Annotated in this window: 17 protein-coding genes; 12 read left to right on the forward strand and 5 right to left on the reverse strand. The window is 64.6% G+C overall.

Annotated features, from left to right (window positions below; translation table 11 throughout):
- Positions 1-18 precede the first annotated feature (18 nt).
- Both AX284_RS00655 and AX284_RS00660 read right to left on the reverse strand, forming a co-directional pair.
- Positions 19-2,040, reverse strand: a complete 2,022-nt coding sequence (locus AX284_RS00655) for a sensor histidine kinase (protein WP_064307382.1) — start codon at positions 2,038-2,040, stop codon at positions 19-21.
- A 43-nt stretch (positions 2,041-2,083) separates the two neighbouring features.
- Positions 2,084-2,998: a putative 2-dehydropantoate 2-reductase gene (locus AX284_RS00660; RefSeq protein WP_064307381.1), complete on the reverse strand. Its 915-nt coding sequence runs from the start codon at positions 2,996-2,998 to the stop codon at positions 2,084-2,086.
- A 123-nt stretch (positions 2,999-3,121) separates the two neighbouring features.
- Between AX284_RS00660 and AX284_RS00665 the strand changes: the two genes are divergently transcribed.
- Together AX284_RS00665 and AX284_RS00670 are read left to right on the forward strand one after the other, a co-directional pair.
- Complete coding sequence (locus tag AX284_RS00665; RefSeq protein WP_017640080.1) at positions 3,122-3,601, forward strand: YajQ family cyclic di-GMP-binding protein; 480 nt, start codon at positions 3,122-3,124, stop codon at positions 3,599-3,601.
- Positions 3,602-3,698: 97 nt separating this feature from the next.
- On the forward strand, positions 3,699-4,571 hold the full coding sequence (locus tag AX284_RS00670) for a mechanosensitive ion channel family protein (protein WP_017640081.1): 873 nt from the start codon (positions 3,699-3,701) through the stop codon (positions 4,569-4,571).
- A 27-nt stretch (positions 4,572-4,598) separates the two neighbouring features.
- On the opposite strand, the gene AX284_RS00675 is transcribed toward AX284_RS00670, so the two are convergent.
- On the reverse strand, positions 4,599-6,320 hold the full coding sequence (locus AX284_RS00675; RefSeq protein WP_068383089.1) for an AmpG family muropeptide MFS transporter: 1,722 nt from the start codon (positions 6,318-6,320) through the stop codon (positions 4,599-4,601).
- A 28-nt stretch (positions 6,321-6,348) separates the two neighbouring features.
- Positions 6,349-6,687, reverse strand: a complete 339-nt coding sequence (locus AX284_RS00680; protein WP_068383037.1) for an MGMT family protein — start codon at positions 6,685-6,687, stop codon at positions 6,349-6,351.
- 236 nt (positions 6,688-6,923) lie between these two features.
- Between AX284_RS00680 and AX284_RS00685 the strand changes: the two genes are divergently transcribed.
- From AX284_RS00685 to pncB, 10 genes are all read left to right on the forward strand, one after another.
- Positions 6,924-7,931 (forward strand): DUF481 domain-containing protein, encoded by a 1,008-nt coding sequence (locus tag AX284_RS00685; RefSeq protein ID WP_017640084.1) that lies wholly within the window; start codon positions 6,924-6,926, stop codon positions 7,929-7,931.
- Positions 7,932-8,082: 151 nt separating this feature from the next.
- Positions 8,083-8,541 carry an FxsA family protein gene (locus AX284_RS00690; RefSeq protein WP_017640085.1) on the forward strand — a complete coding sequence of 153 codons (459 nt, stop codon included), beginning with the start codon at positions 8,083-8,085 and terminating at the stop codon, positions 8,539-8,541.
- Positions 8,542-8,730: 189 nt separating this feature from the next.
- A complete protein-coding gene (locus AX284_RS00695; RefSeq protein ID WP_007161933.1) occupies positions 8,731-9,024 on the forward strand; it encodes a co-chaperone GroES in 294 nt (97 codons plus the stop codon).
- 39 nt (positions 9,025-9,063) lie between these two features.
- Positions 9,064-10,704, forward strand: a complete 1,641-nt coding sequence (gene groL / locus AX284_RS00700) for a chaperonin GroEL (RefSeq protein WP_017640087.1) — start codon at positions 9,064-9,066, stop codon at positions 10,702-10,704.
- A gap of 176 nt (positions 10,705-10,880) precedes the next feature.
- Complete coding sequence (locus AX284_RS00705; RefSeq protein ID WP_017640088.1) at positions 10,881-11,555, forward strand: response regulator transcription factor; 675 nt, start codon at positions 10,881-10,883, stop codon at positions 11,553-11,555.
- Between the two features lie 2 nt (positions 11,556-11,557).
- A complete protein-coding gene (locus tag AX284_RS00710; protein WP_068383039.1) occupies positions 11,558-12,847 on the forward strand; it encodes a sensor histidine kinase in 1,290 nt (429 codons plus the stop codon).
- A gap of 91 nt (positions 12,848-12,938) precedes the next feature.
- The gene (locus tag AX284_RS00715; RefSeq protein WP_068383041.1) at positions 12,939-13,625 is read left to right on the forward strand and encodes a class I SAM-dependent methyltransferase; all 687 of its coding nucleotides are present in this window, start codon (positions 12,939-12,941) and stop codon (positions 13,623-13,625) included.
- Positions 13,626-13,652: 27 nt separating this feature from the next.
- Positions 13,653-14,351: a lipopolysaccharide kinase InaA family protein gene (locus tag AX284_RS00720; RefSeq protein ID WP_017640091.1), complete on the forward strand. Its 699-nt coding sequence runs from the start codon at positions 13,653-13,655 to the stop codon at positions 14,349-14,351.
- Entirely contained in the window at positions 14,348-14,566 is a 219-nt protein-coding gene (locus AX284_RS00725) for a hypothetical protein (protein ID WP_173150096.1), read from the forward strand. The genes AX284_RS00720 and AX284_RS00725 overlap by 4 nt, the downstream gene beginning before the upstream one ends.
- A gap of 82 nt (positions 14,567-14,648) precedes the next feature.
- Entirely contained in the window at positions 14,649-15,851 is a 1,203-nt protein-coding gene (pncB, locus tag AX284_RS00730) for a nicotinate phosphoribosyltransferase (protein WP_017640093.1), read from the forward strand.
- Between the two features lie 27 nt (positions 15,852-15,878).
- On the opposite strand, the gene selO is transcribed toward pncB, so the two are convergent.
- Positions 15,879-17,339, reverse strand: coding sequence for a protein adenylyltransferase SelO (selO, locus tag AX284_RS00735; RefSeq protein WP_064307375.1), 1,461 nt, complete (start codon positions 17,337-17,339; stop codon positions 15,879-15,881).
- Positions 17,340-17,345: the final 6 nt, after the last annotated feature.

A 17,345-nucleotide genomic window follows, 5' to 3' on the forward strand; every position in this document is an offset into this window, starting at 1 on the left:
GTGGCTCCTGGCTGGGTCCTAGACGGATTCGAAATCGGCCTGGACGAGGGGCAGGCGCAGGGTGAAGCAGGTCCCTACGCCGGGCGTGGAGTGCACCTCCATCTGCCCCTTGTGATTATTGGTGATGATGAAGTACGACACCGACAGGCCCAGGCCGGTGCCCTGGCCCACCTCCTTGGTGGTGAAGAAGGGCTCGAAGATGCGCTTGCAGATGTCCTCGGGGATGCCGATGCCATTGTCTTCCACCTGGATCTCCGCCCAGCCGCCGCGTAGCTTGGTGCGCAAGGTGATGCGACCGTATTCGCCTTCTTCCTCGTCGTCGCGCAGGTGGATGGCCTGGGCGGCGTTCTTGAGCAGATTGAGCAGCACCTGTTCCAGCTCGTTGGCGATCACTGGCACCGGTCCCAGCGCCGGGTCGAATTCGCGGAGGATCGACAGGGTGCGGAAGTCGAAGCCCTCGGCCAGGTCGAAGTCGTTGCCGGCGATCTCGATGGCCTGGTCGATCAGCGGCGGCAGCTCGCTGGCTTCCATCTTGCGGTTGCTGCGGCGGCTGAAGGCGAGCATGTGGCTGACGATCTTGGCCGCGCGACTGCCGGCCTGATGGATGCCGTCCAGCAGGCGCGGGATCTGCCGACTCTCCAGGTAGCAGTTCACCGCATTGAGCTCGACGCCGGATTCGGCCGCCTGCTCGAGATTCTTCGGCAACTCCGGCGACAGGCGCCGGCGGATGTTCTGCACATTGTGCAGGATGGCGCCCAAGGGATTGTTGATCTCGTGGGCCATGCCGGCCGCCAGGCCACCCACCGAGAGCATCTTTTCCGACTGCACCATCATCTCTTCCATGTTCAGGCGCTGGGTGATGTCGTCGATACGGATCACCACGCCGCGCCCGGCGCCACCCATCAGCGGGTAGAAGGTCAGGGTGTAGTGACGTGGGGTGTCGGTCAGCGCCCAGGTCACTCGCTCCACCTTTTCCACCCGCAGCAATTCGGCGGTGCGACTCAGTTGCGGCAGGAACGGCTTGAGCGAGGGAAAGGCGAGAAACACCGGCTGGTTCAGGGCTTCGTCCAACTGGGTGCCGGAGAGGTGGGTGGCTTCCTGGTTCCACTGGGTGACGTAGAACTGCTCGTCCACCGCGATCAGCGCCGAGGGCATGGAGTCGATGATGCTGTTGAGGTAGTTCTGGAAGCCGGTGAGCTTCTTCTCGATCTTGCCGCGGACCTGCACTTCCAGTTCCAGTTTGCGGTTGGAGCGGCGGGTTTCCTCGGCCAGACTCTGGGCCTGCAGCACCGCGTACTGGGCATCGTCGCGAGCGCGCTTGAGCTGTTGCTCGCGACCCTGGATGCGGCCGAGCATGGTGTTGAGGGACTCCGCCAGACGGCCCAGCTCGTCCTCGCTACCCTTGCTGGCGCGTAGCGAATAGTTTTCCTCGCGGGTCACCTGGCGCGAGAGTTCTTCCAATTCGCGGATCGGCAGGGTGATGAGTCGCTTGATCTGCCGGGCCACCACCAGCCAGAGCAGGATGCTGAAGGTCAGGATCGCCAGGCTGGCGGTCAGGGTGCCGCGATAGAAGGCGCCTGGCAGTTCGCTGCTGGCCACCAGCAGCAGGTGTCCCGGCGCGCCCTCGGGGCGCGGCAGCTCCACCAGCAGGTTGGTGCGGAATTCCCGCAGGCGCCAGGTCTGCAACTCCTCGAAGCGCGCCGGCACCTGTAGCCGATCGCCGTTGTGCAACTCGGCCAGGCGCTGACCCTGGCTGTCGTAGACCGCCGCCAGGCGCAGCGGCGCATAGCCGTCCAGTTGCCGCAATTGCACCTCGGCCGCCGCTGGCGAGGCCAGCACCTCACGGCTGAGCACCGGACTGGCGAACAGCCGGCCCAGGGTCTGCAGCGCCTGGGGCGCCACGCTTTCCTGGGAGATCCAGTAGGCGGCGCTGATAAAGGTCACATTGGCCACCACCAACACCGCGACCATCATCACCAGCAGGGCGGCCAGCAACTTGCGGCCGACCGGGAGATTCTTCAGGCGTTTGGCGAGGATCATGGCGCAGCCGTGGCAACAGGGAAGCGGGCAGGGTAGCCCGCAGCTAGTCCTCGGGCAATCCGCGCTCCGCGAGCCGGGTCTGCAGGCGCTGCTGCAGCTCGGTCAGGCGCGGCACCGCCAGGCGCAGCCGTCCGGCGATCGGCAGGGCATGGCCAAGCAGGTAACTCACCTCGGTACGCTGGCCGCGCTCCACGTCCTGCAGCATCGAGGAGCGGTTGTGGGCGGTGGCGGCGATCACCGCCTCGACCTCCTGCTGCAGTCCCTGGGCCGCCGGGGCGAGTCCCATGGCTTCCAGCAGAGCGGTGAGTTCGGCGCAGAGCGCCGCCACCTCCGACAGATGCTGGCGCAGTTCGCCGTTGCGGCAGCCATGCAGCACGGTCAACGGATTGATGGCGCAGTTGATCGCCAGCTTGCGCCATAGCCGCGCGTCGATGTCGTCGGTCCAGCGCACCGGAAAGCCCAGCTCGGTGAGGGTATTCAGCCAGGCCGGCGGGTTATGGCTGCCGAGCTGGTCGCCGATCCAGATCTGCCCGGCGCCGGCCGCCACCACATGGAAGTCGGTCTCGCGATAGGCACCCTCGGTGGTGCTGGCTCTCAGGCAGCGCGCTCGCGGTACCCGAGCGGCCACCGCGTCCTGGCTCCCCAGGCCGTTCTGCAGCAGCAGGATCTCGGCTTCCGGCTCCAGGCGCGCGGCGACGCTGGCGATGGCCTCTTCGGCGTCGTAGCTCTTGCAGGCCAGGATCAGTCGGCGGATCGGATTGCCGGCTTCGGGCGTCTCGGCGGGCAGCGGATAGAGGCTGGTGGTGTCGCCTTCGCTGAGGCGCAGTCCGCCACCCGCGCGGTACTGCGCCAGGCGCGTGCGATCGCGCAGGATCAGCCGGACCGGCTCGCCCCCGCGAAACAACCGCGCCGCCCAGAGTCCGCCGAGACTGCCGGCGCCCAGTACGTGCCAGCTCACAGCTGTGACTCCAGTGTCGATTCCTTGCGCATGGTCGGATTCCTGAGGAAGAGGGCCAGTCGTTATAATGGTCGGTCAGGCTGCAGCGTCAAGGCTGCCCCATCGCAACCGAGGAGAAAATCCATGCCTTCCTTCGACGTCGTATCGGAGCTGGACAAGCACGAAGTCACCAACGCCGTGGACAACGCCATGAAGGAGCTCGAGCGCCGGTACGACCTACGCGGCAAGGGCAGCTTCGAGGCCAAGGACCTTACCGTCACCCTGACCGCCGATGCCGATTTCCAGCTCGAACAGATGCTGGAGATCCTCAAGGTCAACCTGGCCAAGCGCAAGATCGACGTCCAGTGCCTGGAGGTCAAGGATGCCTACGCCTCCGGCAAGACCGTGAAACAGGAAACCACCCTGCGCGAGGGCATCGACAAGGAGCTGGCGAAGAAGATCGTCGCCCTGATCAAGGACAGCAAGATCAAGGTCCAGGCCGCCATCCAGGGCGAGCAGGTGCGCGTCACCGGCAAGAAGCGCGACGAATTGCAGGAGGTCATCGCCCTGCTGCGCGGCCAATCCCTGGGCATGCCGCTGCAGTTCGACAACTTCCGCGACTGAGCCCGTCTTCGGAACCTCTCGGTCTACCGTCCGTCGCACATAGGGCGCCGCCATTCAGGTCGCGCCCGACTTTTTCTTGTGCGTGGAGAGGTAGACGATGGATTTGAGTGCCCAGACCGATCACCTGCTGACGGCCTTCATGGCCTGGCTACCGGTCATTCTGCAGTATTGCGGCAACGTGGTGCTGGCCCTGATCACCCTGTGGATCGGCTGGTGGGTCATCAATCGCCTGACCGGGCGCCTGGCCGCGCTGTTCACCGCGCGGCACATGGACCAGGCCCTGGAAACCTTCGTGGTGACCCTGGTCAACATCGGTCTGAAGGTCATGCTGGTGATCAGCGTCGCCTCCATGATCGGCATCGCCACCACCTCCTTCGTCGCCGCTCTCGGCGCGGCCAGCCTGGCCATCGGCCTGTCGCTGCAGGGCAGCCTGGCCAACTTCGCCGGCGGGGTGCTGATCCTGCTGTTCCGGCCGTTCAAGATTGGCGACTACATCGAGGCCCAGGGCGTGCAGGGCACCGTGGATTCGATCCAGATCTTTCACACCGTGCTGCGTACCGGCGACAACCGCACCATCACCGTGCCCAACGGCAACCTGTCCAACGGCATCATCACCAACCAGTCGCGCCAGCCGACCCGACAGATCGTCTTCGACGTCAAGGTCGGCTACGACGCCGATCTGCAGAAGGCCAAGCAGGTGCTGGCCGATATGGCCAAGGATCCGCGGGTGCTGGAAACGCCGCCGCCCGCCATCGTGGTGGCCGGGCTGGGCGACACCTTCATCACCGTGTCGCTACGCTGCTGGACCGCCAACAGTGACTTCTGGGGCACCCAGTTCACCTTCAACGAGCAGATCCGCGATCGGCTGCGTGCCGAGGGCATCGACATCGCGCTGCCCAGCCGGGTGGTCAAGGTGCTCGACGACAAGGGTGACGAACGCGCTGCGGCCGCGGCGCGCGGCGAAGCCTGAAGCGGGATGGGGCGGCCGCCGGCCGCCTCAGTGACCGCCGCTGGAGGAACCGCTCGGCACCGCGGTCCGCCGCTGGCGCAGCCAGAGCACCGCGATCAGCAGCAGCGTCGGCACTCCCATCAGCGCGGTCAGCGAGAAGAACGAGCTGTAGCCGACGTGCTCCACCATGGCGCCCGAATAGCCACCCAGCAGGCGTGGCAACAGCAGCATCAGCGAGCTGAGCATGGCGTACTGGGTGGCCGAGAATCTGAGGTTGGTCAGGCTCGACAGATAGGCGACAAAGGCCGAGGTGGCCATGCCGCCACTGACGTTGTCGGCGCAGATGGTGGCGATCAGCAGCGGCACGTTGGCGCCGGTGGAGGCGATCACCACGAACAGCAGGTTGGTCAGCGCCGAGGCGGCGCCGCCGAGGAAGAGGATCGGCAGGATCCCCACCCGGGTGATCAGCACGCCGCCCAGGCCCGCGCCGAACAGGGTCATGAACACCCCGAAGATCTTGCTGACACCGGCGATGGTTTCCTTGCTGTAGCCCACGTCGATATAGAAGACGCTGGCCATCACCCCCATGACCGTATCGGACAGCCGATAGGTGGAGATCAGGCCGAGCAGCAGCAGCGCCTGCCACTGGTAGCGCTGGATGAATTCGGTGATGGGCGTGAGCACCGGTGCCATCAGCCGACGCCCGGGCGCGGTCAGGCACAGCCAGACGATCAGGCCGTACATCAGGCCGCGCGGCCAGTAGCCGCCGGCCAGGGCCGACAGGCCGCCGGTGGCGGCCACGATCAGCACGATCAGCAGGATCACCGAGACCATCTGGTGGACGAAGTCGAAGCGCGGCAGCTCCTCGGCATTGGCCGCGTCGCGCAACCGCAGGGGCTCGCGCATGCGCCGCATGAGATCGCTCAGCGGCTTGGAGCAATAACGGCCCCAGGGCGACAGGCAACCGACGATGAACAGGCTGTAGAGCAAGGCGCGCGGCCAGGCCTGGGCGATGGCCGCATTGATGGCGGCGGGGATGGAGATCAGCATCACCAGCAGCAGGGCGACCGCCACCAGCTGGTGATTGAAGCCGAAGCGCGATTCAGCCATGGCCATGGGCGCCACCGGCTCGGGTTCGCGAATCAGCACGCTGGTCACCAGGCCGGGCAGCACCAGCAGGGCGAACAGCATGTAGGTGGTGGCCCAGGCGCTCTGGCTGTAGTCGAGCTTGGACGAGCCCAGCTCCTCGGCGAGAAACAGCGCGCCGGCGCTGGTCAGCAGGGCGGCGATGCGATAACCGGTCATGTAGCAGGCGGCGAGGGCGGCCTGGCGATCATCGTCGGCGATCTCCAGGCGATAGGCATCCACGGCGATGTCCTGGGTGGCCGAGGCGAAGGCCACCAGCACCGCCAGGGCGATCAACTGCTCCAGGTGCTGCTGTGGATTGCACAGCGCCATGCCGATCAGGCCCAGGCCCACCAGGATCTGCGACAGCACCAGCCAGGAGCGTCGGCGGCCGAGCTTGCCGATCAGGGGCAGCTTCCAGAGGTCCAGCATGGGCGACCAGACCCACTTGAAGGCATAGGCCAGGCCGATCCAGCTGGCGTAGCCAATGGTCTCGCGACTCACGCCCGCTTCGCGCAGCCACACCGACAGGGTGGAAAACACCAGCATGGCCGGCAGCCCCGCGGCGAAACCCAGCAGCAGCAGGGCCAGGCAGGCCTTGGATTTGTAGGTGGTGACGGCTTCTCGCCAGAAACGTGCAAACATGCCCTTGGGCTCGGAAAAAACGCGCACTCTACTCGACACTCTCAGCTGGATTCCACCGGTACCGACGCATGTCCACCCGGTCCTCGTGCAGCGGCACACCCTCGGCCCGCAATCGTTCGCGTTGCTCCCGGCCAGAGGGGCTGTCGGATGGCAGGCTCGGCCGACCATCCGCGGCGATCACCCGATGCCAGGGCAGGGCGCTGCCCTCCGGCAAGCGCCCCAGTACCCAGCCCACCCAGCGCGCCCCGCGGCCCAGACCGGCGAGTTCCGCCAACTGGCCATAGCTGACCACCCGCCCCGCGGGAATGGCGGCCAGCGCCAAAAACACGGCCTGGCGACGGGGTTCGGGGGGAGGGGATGCGCTCATGACGCCCTGCTGCTCGGGGAGAGAGTGCCAGTGTGCCGAAAAGTTTGGTTACGGTGGTGCTGAAACGTGTCGAGCTGTCACATTCTCCCAAGATGTCCGACCTTTGGGCAGTATTTCCGGAAACTTGCCTAAGTTTTACCCAGGAATGGTTGCGCGGGCCTCTGGCACCCGGATAATCGCGCCCTCTCGTTTCGTTACCTTTCCACCCAAGTCCACCCAAAGGTGTCCTGGTGCCCATGCGTTTTCGATTCCTCTCCTCGCTCGCGCTGTTGTCACTCGCCTCCTTCGCCCATGCCGACACCGTCTGGCTCAAGAACGGCGATCGTCTGACCGGAACCATCAAGTTGCTCGACAGCAAGAAGCTGCTCCTGCAGACCGAATACGGCGGCAACATTCCCCTGTCGTGGGACAAGATCAAGACCTTGCAGCGTGACAAGCCCGTGATCGTCCAGCGCGGCAAGTACGAACCCGATTTCCCCGTGGAAAGCCTCAAGCCGGCCGAGGATGGCCAGGTAGTGGTCAGCACCACCGACGGCCAGCAGACCGTGCCCCTGGCGAGCATTACCCAGATCGTGCCGCCGCGGCCCTTCCTGCGCGACTTCGCCTGGAAAGGCAACATCGATGCCGGCCTGGACTACATCAGCTCGTCCCAGGACAGCGAAAAATACGATATCGATTTCAAGACCCAGGCCCGGCACGGCATGTGGCGGCACAACGCCAATGGCAGCTACGACCGCTACAAGACCGACGACGTGGTCTCGACCAGCAAGTACGGCCTGCAGTACGCCCTGGATCGCTTCTTCGACGAGAAATTCTTCTGGCAGGGCCGCGCCGAATACAAGCGCGACTGGATCCAGGACCTGGCCAAGCAGCGCACCCTGGGTACCGGTCCCGGTTACCAGTTCTGGGACAACGAGCTGGGCTCTTTCTCCCTTACCGGCCTGCTCAACCACAACCGCTACCAGTACGCGGACGGTGGCTCCGACCAGTTCCTCTCGGCGAGCATGAAGTGGGACTACAACCGCTATCTGTATGGACAGACCATCCAGTTCTTCACCACGGGTGAACTGGGCCGGCCGCTGGACAACACCGCCAATCTCACCTTCGATGGCGATGTCGGCCTGAGATACAAGGTGACCAACTGGGCGTCGCTGAACCTCAAGGCGTCCAAGGAGCTGACCAGCGGAGCCGAGGGCAACGTCAACCAGACCGAGTACACCGCCGGTGTCGGCGTTTCCTGGTAACCCGATGTTTCCCTAGGCGCCCGCCAACCCGTCAAGGCCGCGATTTTCGCGGCCTTCGCGTTTCCAGCCGGTGCCGGGCAGCCACCTTGAAATCGGCTCGGCCGCCTCCATCTCCTGTCTTTCAATCGGTTTCCACCGTGAAGGACCTGAGATGCGCGTGACCGCCTTACTCTTCTTGCTGTTCCCCTTTGTGGAACTGGCCGTGCTCATCAAGATCGGCAGCGAAATCGGCGTGCTCGCCACCTTCGCCCTGCTGCTGCTGAGCTTTCTGGTCGGCGTCGCCCTGCTGCGCGTCGCCGGCTTCACCACCCTCTGGCGCATCCGCATGCGCCTGGCTCAGGGGCAGATGCCCGAGCAGGAAGTCATCCAGGGGCTGACCCTGGCGATCGCCGGCGCCCTGCTGATCTTTCCGGGCTTCATCAGTGACGGCCTGGCGCTCATCTGCCTCTTGCCGGTGACCCGCAAGGCCCTGCTGGGCGCGGTGATTGGTCGGGTGACCCGGCGCAATCCCGGTGCCCAGGGCTACCAACCGGGCCCTGGGCAGGGCGCACCTCATCGTCCCGAGGTGATCGAGGGTGAAGTAGTGCACCGCGACGAGCAAAAGCGCTAAAAATTTTGCCCGTCGCCCTTGAAATGCCTGGCGACAACCTCATGTAGCGGACACCGCAAGGTTGTCGCCGCAAGGCGAGCAGGTTTCGCGTCCTGTCATGCACGGGGCGCACCCGGCGCAGCCGGTAAAAACAAACTGCCGATGCAGTCATCGGCGCTGGAAACACTTAGAACTTTGGGAGATACGACAATGGCGCTTCGTCCTCTGCATGATCGCGTTGTGATTCGTCGCAGCGAAGAAGAGACCAAATCCGCTGGCGGCATCGTGCTGCCGGGCTCGGCTGCCGAAAAGCCGAACCGCGGTGAAGTGGTTGCCGTAGGCACTGGACGCGTACTGGACAACGGCGACGTCCGTGCTCCGGCGGTGAAAGTGGGTGACAAGGTGGTTTTCGGTCCCTATTCCGGCAGCAACGCCATCAAGGTCGATGGCGAAGAACTGCTGGTAATGGCTGAGTCCGAAATCCTGGCCGTCATCGAAGGCTGATCCCCGCTCACTTTTCGAATTTCTTAGAGGAAACAGAACATGGCTGCAAAAGACGTCAAATTCGGTGACTCCGCGCGCAAGAAGCTGCTGACCGGTGTCAACACCCTGGCCGACGCCGTCAAGGCCACCCTGGGCCCGAAAGGCCGTAACGTGGTGCTGGAGCGCAGCTTTGGTGCTCCCCTGATCACCAAGGACGGCGTGTCCGTCGCCAAGGAGATCGAGCTCAAGGACCGCATCGAGAACATCGGCGCCCAGCTGGTGAAAGACGTGGCCTCCAAGGCCAACGACGCGGCCGGTGACGGCACCACCACCGCCACCGTGCTGGCTCAGGCCATCGTCACCGAAGGCCTCAAGTCCGTGGCCGCCGGCCTGAACCCGATGGACCTGAAGCGCGGCATCGACAAGGCCACCGCCGCCGTCGTCGCCGAGCTGAAGAACCTGTCCAAGCCCTGCGCCGACAGCAAGGCCATCGCCCAGGTAGGCACCATCTCCGCCAACTCCGACGACAGCATCGGCAACATCATCGCCGAAGCCATGGAGAAGGTTGGTAAAGAAGGCGTCATCACCGTCGAAGAAGGCTCGGGCCTGGAAAACGAACTGTCCGTCGTCGAAGGCATGCAGTTCGACCGTGGCTACCTGTCGCCCTACTTCATCAACAAGCCCGACACCATGTCGGCCGAGCTGGACAGCCCGCTGCTGCTGCTGGTCGACAAGAAGATCTCCAACATCCGCGAACTGCTGCCGGTGCTGGAATCCGTTGCCAAGGCCGGTCGTCCGCTGCTGATCGTCGCCGAAGACGTCGAAGGCGAAGCCCTGGCCACCCTGGTGGTCAACAACATGCGCGGCATCGTCAAGGTCGCAGCCGTCAAGGCGCCGGGCTTCGGTGATCGTCGCAAGGCCATGCTGCAGGACATCGCCATCCTGACCGGCGGTACCGTCATCTCCGAAGAAGTCGGCCTGAGCCTGGAAAGCACCACCCTGGAGCACCTGGGTCAAGCCAAGCGTGTGGTCCTGAACAAGGAAAACACCACCGTCATCGACGGCGCGGGCGTGGAAGTCGACATCCAGGCGCGTATCAAGCAGATCCGTGCCCAGGTCGAAGAAACCTCTTCCGACTACGACAAAGAGAAGCTGCAAGAGCGTCTGGCCAAGCTGGCTGGCGGTGTTGCCGTGATCAAGGTTGGCGCTGCCACCGAAGTCGAGATGAAAGAGAAGAAAGCTCGCGTTGAAGACGCCCTGCACGCCACCCGCGCTGCCGTGGAAGAAGGCGTGGTGCCTGGCGGCGGTGTCGCTCTGGTCCGTGCCCTGGACGCGCTGAAGGATCTGAAAGGCATCAACGAAGAGCAGAATGCCGGTATCAACATCCTGCGTCGCGCTGTTGAAGCTCCCCTGCGCCAGATCGTGACCAACGCCGGTGACGAAGCCTCCGTCGTGCTGGACAAGGTCAAGCAGGGCAGCGGCAACTACGGCTACAACGCCGCCACTGGCGAATACGGCGACATGCTGGAATTCGGCATCATCGACCCGGCCAAGGTGACCCGCAGCGCGCTGCAGGCCGCTTCCTCCATCGCCGGTCTGCTGATCACCACCGAAGCCATCGTGGCTGAGCTGCCGAAAGACGACGCAGCTCCGGCCATGCCCGACATGGGCGGCATGGGTGGCATGGGCGGCATGATGTAAGAACCGCTCCGGCCCCCGGGCCGAGCCCAACCCCGGTGCTCCTCGCGGACACCGGGGTTTTTTTATGGCCGGTCTCCGGCCCGCCTGGTGCTGGTCGCGCCCGGCGGACGCGGTTAGGCTCTGTGCCGAACAGCAAGCGTGCGGGCCCCGGGTGGCTCGCCAACGAGGTCAGCGACATGCGTATCCTGGTGGTGGAAGACAACAAAGACATCCTCAGCAACCTGCTGGACTACCTTAGTCTCAAGGGCTACAGCGTGGATTGCGCCCAGGATGGCCTGTCGGGGCTGCACCTCGCCGCGACCGAGCACTACGATCTGCTCATCCTCGACATCATGCTGCCCGGCATTGACGGCTACACCCTCTGCCAGCGGCTGCGCCAGGATGCCCGCCGCGACACCCCGGTGATCATGCTCACCGCCCGCGATCAGCTCGATGACCGTCTGGAAGGCTTCCGCTCCGGCGCCGACGACTACCTGGTCAAACCCTTCGCCCTGTCGGAATTGGCCGCGCGCGTCGAGGCGGTGATGCGCCGGACCAAGGGGGGCGGGCGTCGCCAGCTGCAGGTCGCCGATCTCAGCTACGACCTGGACACCCTGGAGGTGAGTCGTGCCGGCAAGTCGCTCAAGCTCAATCCCATCGGTCTCAAGATCCTTGCCCTGCTGATGCAGAAGTCGCCCCATGTGGTGCGTCGCGAGGTACTGGAGGAGGCGGTGTGGGGCGAGGACTACCCCGACAGCGACAGCCTGCGCAGCCACGTCCACCAGTTGCGCCAGGTGATCGATAAGCCCTTCGCGCAGCCGCTGCTGCGCACCATCCATGGGGTGGGCTACAAGTTGGTCGAGCAGGATTAGCCATGGAATATCACCTGAGCCTGTCGCGGCGGATCGTCATCGCCTTCGTGCTGATGACCTTTCTGGTGGGTGGCGTCTTTTCCCTGGGTATCGTCGCGGTGGTACACACCGTCGAGGAGCGCTTGATCTCCACCGATCTGCACAACGAACTGGAGCGCATGGTCCAGCGCGACATGAGACGCGGTGGCCAGCCGGTGCTGGATCCCGACATGCGTCTGTATTTCGTGCCCCTCGCCGAGGTGGCGCAGTTGCCCGCGCACCTGCGCGATCTGCCGGCGGGCTTCAGCGAGGTGGAGGAGGACCAGCAGTACTTTTATGCCTACGTCGCCGAGCTGGAGGGCAACCATTTCGTCCTGCTGCAGAACCAGAGCGATTTCGAGGCGCGCGAGCGGCTGCTCTACAAGGTGGTGCTGATCGGGTTCCTGATCAGCGTGGCCCTGGCCTGGCTGCTGGGATGGGCCCTGGCACGGCGGGTGATCGCGCCGGTGGTGCGGCTGGCGCGCCAGGTACGGCGGCGTGACCAGATCCTTGATGTGACCCCGCCCCTGGCGCCGGACTATGCCAAGGACGAGGTCGGTGAACTGGCCGGTGCCTTCGACGATGCCCTGAATCGCCTGCGTGCCGCCCTGGCGCGCGAGCGGCTGTTCACCAGCGATGTCAGTCATGAATTGCGCACGCCGCTGATGGTGATCAATTCGTCCTGCGAATTGCTGGAGGCCACGCCGGATCTGCCACCTCGGGCGAAGGGCCCGTTGGAGCGCATGACGCGCGCGGCGCGGGAGATGCAGGAACTGGTGCAGACCTTTCTGGCTCTGGCGCGCAACCAGGGCGACAGCGATACCCAGGCACCCCGTGCCACCCTGGCCGAGGTGGCGCGGCGCCAGACGCAGGAATGGCAGGCGGCGGTGGAGGCCAAGGGGCTGCAATGGCGCCTGAGCGTGGCGCCGGAGGCCGAGCGCTTGCTCTGGCACGAGCCATTTTTGCGGTCGGTGATGAGCAATCTGTTGCGCAATGCCCTGCACTACACCGAACGCGGCTACATCAGCCTGCAGGTCGGGGCTGCGGGTTTCGTGGTGGAAGACAGTGGCGTTGGCATTCCTGAAGAGCAGCGTGAGGCGATGTTCCAGCCCTTTGTCCGTGGCGCCGAGGGCCGTGGCGAGGGACTGGGGCTGGGCCTGTCGCTGGTCCGGCGGATCTGTCAGCTGCAGGGCTGGAGCGTGACCCTGGGCGACAGCGCGGCAGGGGGGTGCCGCTTCGATATCGCTCTTGGCAGCGAAAGGGTAGCCGACTAGCGTTACAGAATTTTCACAACGACTTGACCGGGGTTTGACAGCGGCCTGGATAGGGTAGCGGCACTTCTCCACTCCCTCAGGAGCCGCCTCCGTGAAAGCGCCCATCGACCTGCCCTTTTCGCAAAAGTACGACGCCGAACACGCCCGCCAGTATTACCTGAAGCATCAGGACGGTCTGGCCCGGCGCCTGTCCAACTGGCGCGACCAGCAACTGGCGCGGCAGGCCCTGAGCATCGCCGGCCAGCCCAATCTGGTGCTGGATCTGCCCAGTGGTGCCGGTCGTTTCTGGCCGCTGCTGGCGGAGAAGCGCAATCGTCTGATCATCGGTGCCGATTACTCGGAAAACATGCTGGCCACTGCCCGTGCGCAGCAGCCCGCCGAGGTCGTGGCCCGGGTAAAAACGCTGCAGACGTCGGCTTTCGCTATCGACTTGTCCGACAATTCTGTAGATTGCATTTTCTGTATGCGTTTGTTTCACCATGTGGGCGAATCAGCGGACCGTCTGGCGCTGCTGCAGGAGTTCCACAGGGTGACCCGTGACAGCGTCATCCTGTCGCTGTGGGTGGATGGCAACTTCAAGGCCTGGCGTCGCCAGGCACTGGAACGTCGGCGCCAGGCCGAAGGCCGCGACCGCGGCGGTTACCAGAACCGATTCATCGTCGAGCGCAGCCAGTTCGAGGCGGAAGTCGCTCAGGCCGGCTTCGTGGTCGACCGAGCCCTGGATTTTTTGCCGGGCTATGCCATGTGGCGGGTCTATGTCCTGCGCAAGGCCAATTGAAGCTATCTAGAATAAGAGAGGCAGCCGATGGGAGCCGTGACGCAGGGCGAAGAGCGTTTCGATCGCTGGTGGAACACCGCAGGCGACTGGGTGGAAGCGCCCAATGTCCGTCGGGGCGGCGAGAGCGGTGTCCAGCGCCTGCAGCTTCCCGACGGGACCCTGGCCTACGTCAAGCGTCAGGTCGGTCATCTCTATCGTAGTTTGCGTCATCCCCTGGGGCGGCCCACCGCCTTGCGTGAGCGGGATGCGCTGATCGCCTTTCGCGACCTGGGTATCCAGGTTCCCGAGTTGCTCTTCTGCGATGCCCAGCAAGCCCAGGGTGGTTGGCGCGCGTTGCTGGTGAGCGCCGCCCTGGAAGGCTATCAGGATCTCGATCACTGGTACGCCGAAGGCGGTGGCCAGGCGCTCAGCGAAGCCGAGCACGAGCGCTTCCTGACCACTCTGGGCGAGGTGCTGGCGCGCATGCACCGTCACCGCTGGCAGCATGGCTGCCTCTATCCCAAACATATCTTCGTCGCCGAGCGCATGGGGCCGGAGGGCAAGCAATTCTCCATCGCCTTGCTCGATCTGGAGAAATGTCGCCAACGAATGGCTATAGACACGGCCGCCCGTCGGGATATGCTGCAATTACGCCGCCATTCGTCGTGGAACGCTGCGCAATGGCGAACTCTGCTCTACGTTTACCAACAGGCGTTGGGACGGAAGATCAGAGGGTTGGAGCCATGACTTCACAAATTACTCGAGGTTTGCTGATCGCGGCTTTTTGCGGGGTCACCACGCTGGCCTATGCGAGCTGGCTAAGACCGGCGGCCGTGGTCGTCGGTAGCGAAGGCCTGGACTACTGCCAGACCCCCGTGGCGCGCACTCTGAACACCTCCAGCACGGGTAGCCAGGACCTGCTGCTATTCCTCTTCGGCATGACCCAGACCCACAATCGTTAGGCCTCGGACCGTCAAGCGCCTTTCGCTTCCCCGGCAAGTTCGGCATCCTGTCGTCTGACTTCTAGCTGCCGAGCCCCCGCCGATGATGGCCGATAGTTTTTCCGAGCAGGCCGTGCAGAGCCTGCTGGACACCGACTTCTACAAGCTCACCATGATGCAGGCCGTCCTGCACAACTATCCCAATGCGGAAGTCGAGTGGGCCTTTCGCTGCCGCAACGACGAAGACCTGCGGCCCTATCACGCGGCCATCCAGGCCGAGATCGATGACCTGGCCGATGTCGCCATCAGTGATCGCCAGCTGGACTTTCTCGAACGCATTCCCTTCATCACCCCCGACTTTATCCGCTTTCTGCGGCTGTTTCGTTTCAATCCCTCCTATGTGTTCCTCGGCGAGGAGGAGGGGCGCTTCACCCTGACCCTGAAGGGGCCCTGGCTGCACCTGATCCTGTTCGAGGTACCGATCCTGGCGCTGATCAGCGAGGTGCGCAATCGCCAGCGCCATGCCGACCTACCCCTGCAGCTGGCACGCGATCAGCTCTATCGCAAGTTCGACTGGCTGGCGCGGGAAGCGGGCACCGACGAGTTGGCCGAATTCAAGATGGCCGACTTCGGTACCCGGCGGCGTTTTTCCTATGGTGTGCAGGAGATGGTGGTGCGCAGCCTGAGGGACGACTTTCCCGGTCGCTTCGTCGGTACCAGCAATGTCCACCTGGCGTGGAAGCTGGGTGTCGCGCCCCTGGGCACCATGGCCCACGAGTGGTTGATGGCGCACCAGCAACTGGGGCCACGATTGATCGACAGTCAGATCGCCGCCCTCGACTGCTGGGTGCGCGAGTATCGCGGTCAGCTCGGCATCGCCCTGACCGATACCATCACCATGGATGCCTTTCTGCGCGATTTCGATCTCTACTTCGCCAAGCTGTTCGACGGCCTGCGCCATGACAGCGGCGATCCCCTGCAGTGGGCGGAGAAGGCCATCGCCCACTACCAGCAGCTGGGCATCGACCCCCTGACCAAGACCCTGGTGTTTTCCGATTCGCTCAATCTGGAAAAGGCGCTCGCGCTGTTTCGTGCCCTGCGCGAGCGGATCAACGTCAGCTTTGGCATCGGCACCCATTTCACCTGTGACATCCCGGGTGTGCAGCCGATGAACATGGTGCTCAAGATGAGTCGCTGCAATGGCCAGCCGGTGGCCAAGATCTCCGACGCCCCGGGCAAGGCCCAGGGCGGCGAACCGGACTTCCTGCACTATTTGCGGCACGTCTTCCAGGTCAACGGCGCCTGAAGTCCGGCGCCTGGTCGGAGCCGGACTTCAAGACGAGCAGCTGATCTCCAGGTGCTTGCCCCAGTCCGGCGGCCGCTGGGCGAAGCGTTCGCGCCCCGGTTGGGCCTCGAAGGGGCGTGACAGTACCTCGTGCAGCAGGCGCACTTCGCTGTAGTCGCCTGCTTCGGCCTGTTCGATGGCCTGCTGGGCCAGGTAATTGCGCAGCACATACAGCGGATTGACCGCGTTCATGCGCGCGGTACGGTCGGCTGCCGCACCGCCTTCGGCGTCCAGGCGGGCGCGATAGGCCTGGCTCCAGTCGTCGAAGCCACGCAGGTCGATGAAGTCTTCGCGCACCCGGGCGAGGGCGGCGGCAGGCTGGTCTTCGCCCAGGTGGCGGAAGAACAGATGATAGTCCACACCGCCCTGCTGCATCAGGGCCAGCAGGCGCTCGACCAACTCCTGGTCTTCGTCTCGCGCCTCCTGCAGGCCCAGGCGCCGGCGCATCAGGTCGAGGTAGTGCGCCTGATACAGCGGCAGGAAGAGGGCGATGCTCTCCTGCAGCGTCTCCACCGCCACCTTGGGCGTCAGGGCCTGGGCCAGGGCCGCCAGGTTCCAGTGGGCGATGGGCACCTGGTTGCTGTAGGAGTAGCGCCCGGTGTGATCGGAATGGTTGCAGATGAACTGGGCGTCGAAGTCGTCGAGGAAGGCGAAGGGGCCGAAGTCGAAGGTGAGGCCCAGGATCGAGAAGTTGTCGGTGTTCATCACCCCATGGCAGAAGCCATAGGCCTGCCAATGGGCGATCAGCCGGGCGTTGCGTTCTACTACCTCGCGGAACAGCGCCGCCCAGGGCTCGGGGGTGGCTAGCAGTTCGGGGAAGTGCGCGACCAACACATGCTCGCCCAGTTGCTCCAGCAACTGATGCTGGCGGGTGTAGTAGAAGTACTCGAAGTGACCGAAGCGCACGTGGCTGGGCGCCATGCGCAGCAGGGTGGCGCCGGTTTCCAGCCGTTCGCGCACCACCTGGGTGGCGGAGCCGATCACGCACAGCGCCCGGGTGGTCGGGATACCCAGGGCGTGCAAGGCCTCGGAGGCGAGGAATTCACGGATGGAGGAGCGCAGCACGGCGCGGCCGTCGCCCATGCGCGAGAAGGGCGTGAGACCGGCGCCCTTGAGGTGCAGATCCCAATGCTCACCGCGGTCGTTGACCACCTCGCCCAACAGCAGGCCGCGGCCATCGCCCAGGCGCGGGTTGTAGGAGCCGAACTGGTGGCCGGAATAGACCATGGCCCTGGGCTCGGCGCTGTCCCAGAGCTGGGCCCCGGCGAACACCTGAGTGAATTCAGGAGTCTCGGCCACCGCCGGATCCAGGTCCAGCAGCGCCAGGGCGGCGGGTGAGGCGACCACCAGCCGTGGATCGTCCAGCGGCCGAGGGTCGATGCGGGTGGAGAAGTCATCGCCCAGGCGGGCGAATCTGTTGTCGAACGTCAGATCGAGCAGCTGTTTCATGGGTGT

The organism is Pseudomonas sp. HUK17 (genome assembly GCF_001566765.1).

Coding starts and splice junctions, on each gene's coding strand:
- AX284_RS00655 (WP_064307382.1), bottom strand. CDS start 2,040: ATGATCCTCGCCAAACGCCTGAAGAATCTCCCGGTCGGCCGCAAGTTG.
- AX284_RS00665 (WP_017640080.1), top strand. CDS start 3,122: ATGCCTTCCTTCGACGTCGTATCGGAGCTGGACAAGCACGAAGTCACC.
- AX284_RS00670 (WP_017640081.1), top strand. CDS start 3,699: ATGGATTTGAGTGCCCAGACCGATCACCTGCTGACGGCCTTCATGGCC.
- AX284_RS00675 (WP_068383089.1), bottom strand. CDS start 6,320: ATGTTTGCACGTTTCTGGCGAGAAGCCGTCACCACCTACAAATCCAAG.
- AX284_RS00680 (WP_068383037.1), bottom strand. CDS start 6,687: ATGAGCGCATCCCCTCCCCCCGAACCCCGTCGCCAGGCCGTGTTTTTG.
- AX284_RS00685 (WP_017640084.1), top strand. CDS start 6,924: ATGCGTTTTCGATTCCTCTCCTCGCTCGCGCTGTTGTCACTCGCCTCC.
- AX284_RS00690 (WP_017640085.1), top strand. CDS start 8,083: ATGCGCGTGACCGCCTTACTCTTCTTGCTGTTCCCCTTTGTGGAACTG.
- AX284_RS00695 (WP_007161933.1), top strand. CDS start 8,731: ATGGCGCTTCGTCCTCTGCATGATCGCGTTGTGATTCGTCGCAGCGAA.
- groL (WP_017640087.1), top strand. CDS start 9,064: ATGGCTGCAAAAGACGTCAAATTCGGTGACTCCGCGCGCAAGAAGCTG.
- AX284_RS00705 (WP_017640088.1), top strand. CDS start 10,881: ATGCGTATCCTGGTGGTGGAAGACAACAAAGACATCCTCAGCAACCTG.
- AX284_RS00710 (WP_068383039.1), top strand. CDS start 11,558: ATGGAATATCACCTGAGCCTGTCGCGGCGGATCGTCATCGCCTTCGTG.
- AX284_RS00720 (WP_017640091.1), top strand. CDS start 13,653: ATGGGAGCCGTGACGCAGGGCGAAGAGCGTTTCGATCGCTGGTGGAAC.
- AX284_RS00725 (WP_173150096.1), top strand. CDS start 14,348: ATGACTTCACAAATTACTCGAGGTTTGCTGATCGCGGCTTTTTGCGGG.
- pncB (WP_017640093.1), top strand. CDS start 14,649: ATGATGGCCGATAGTTTTTCCGAGCAGGCCGTGCAGAGCCTGCTGGAC.
- selO (WP_064307375.1), bottom strand. CDS start 17,339: ATGAAACAGCTGCTCGATCTGACGTTCGACAACAGATTCGCCCGCCTG.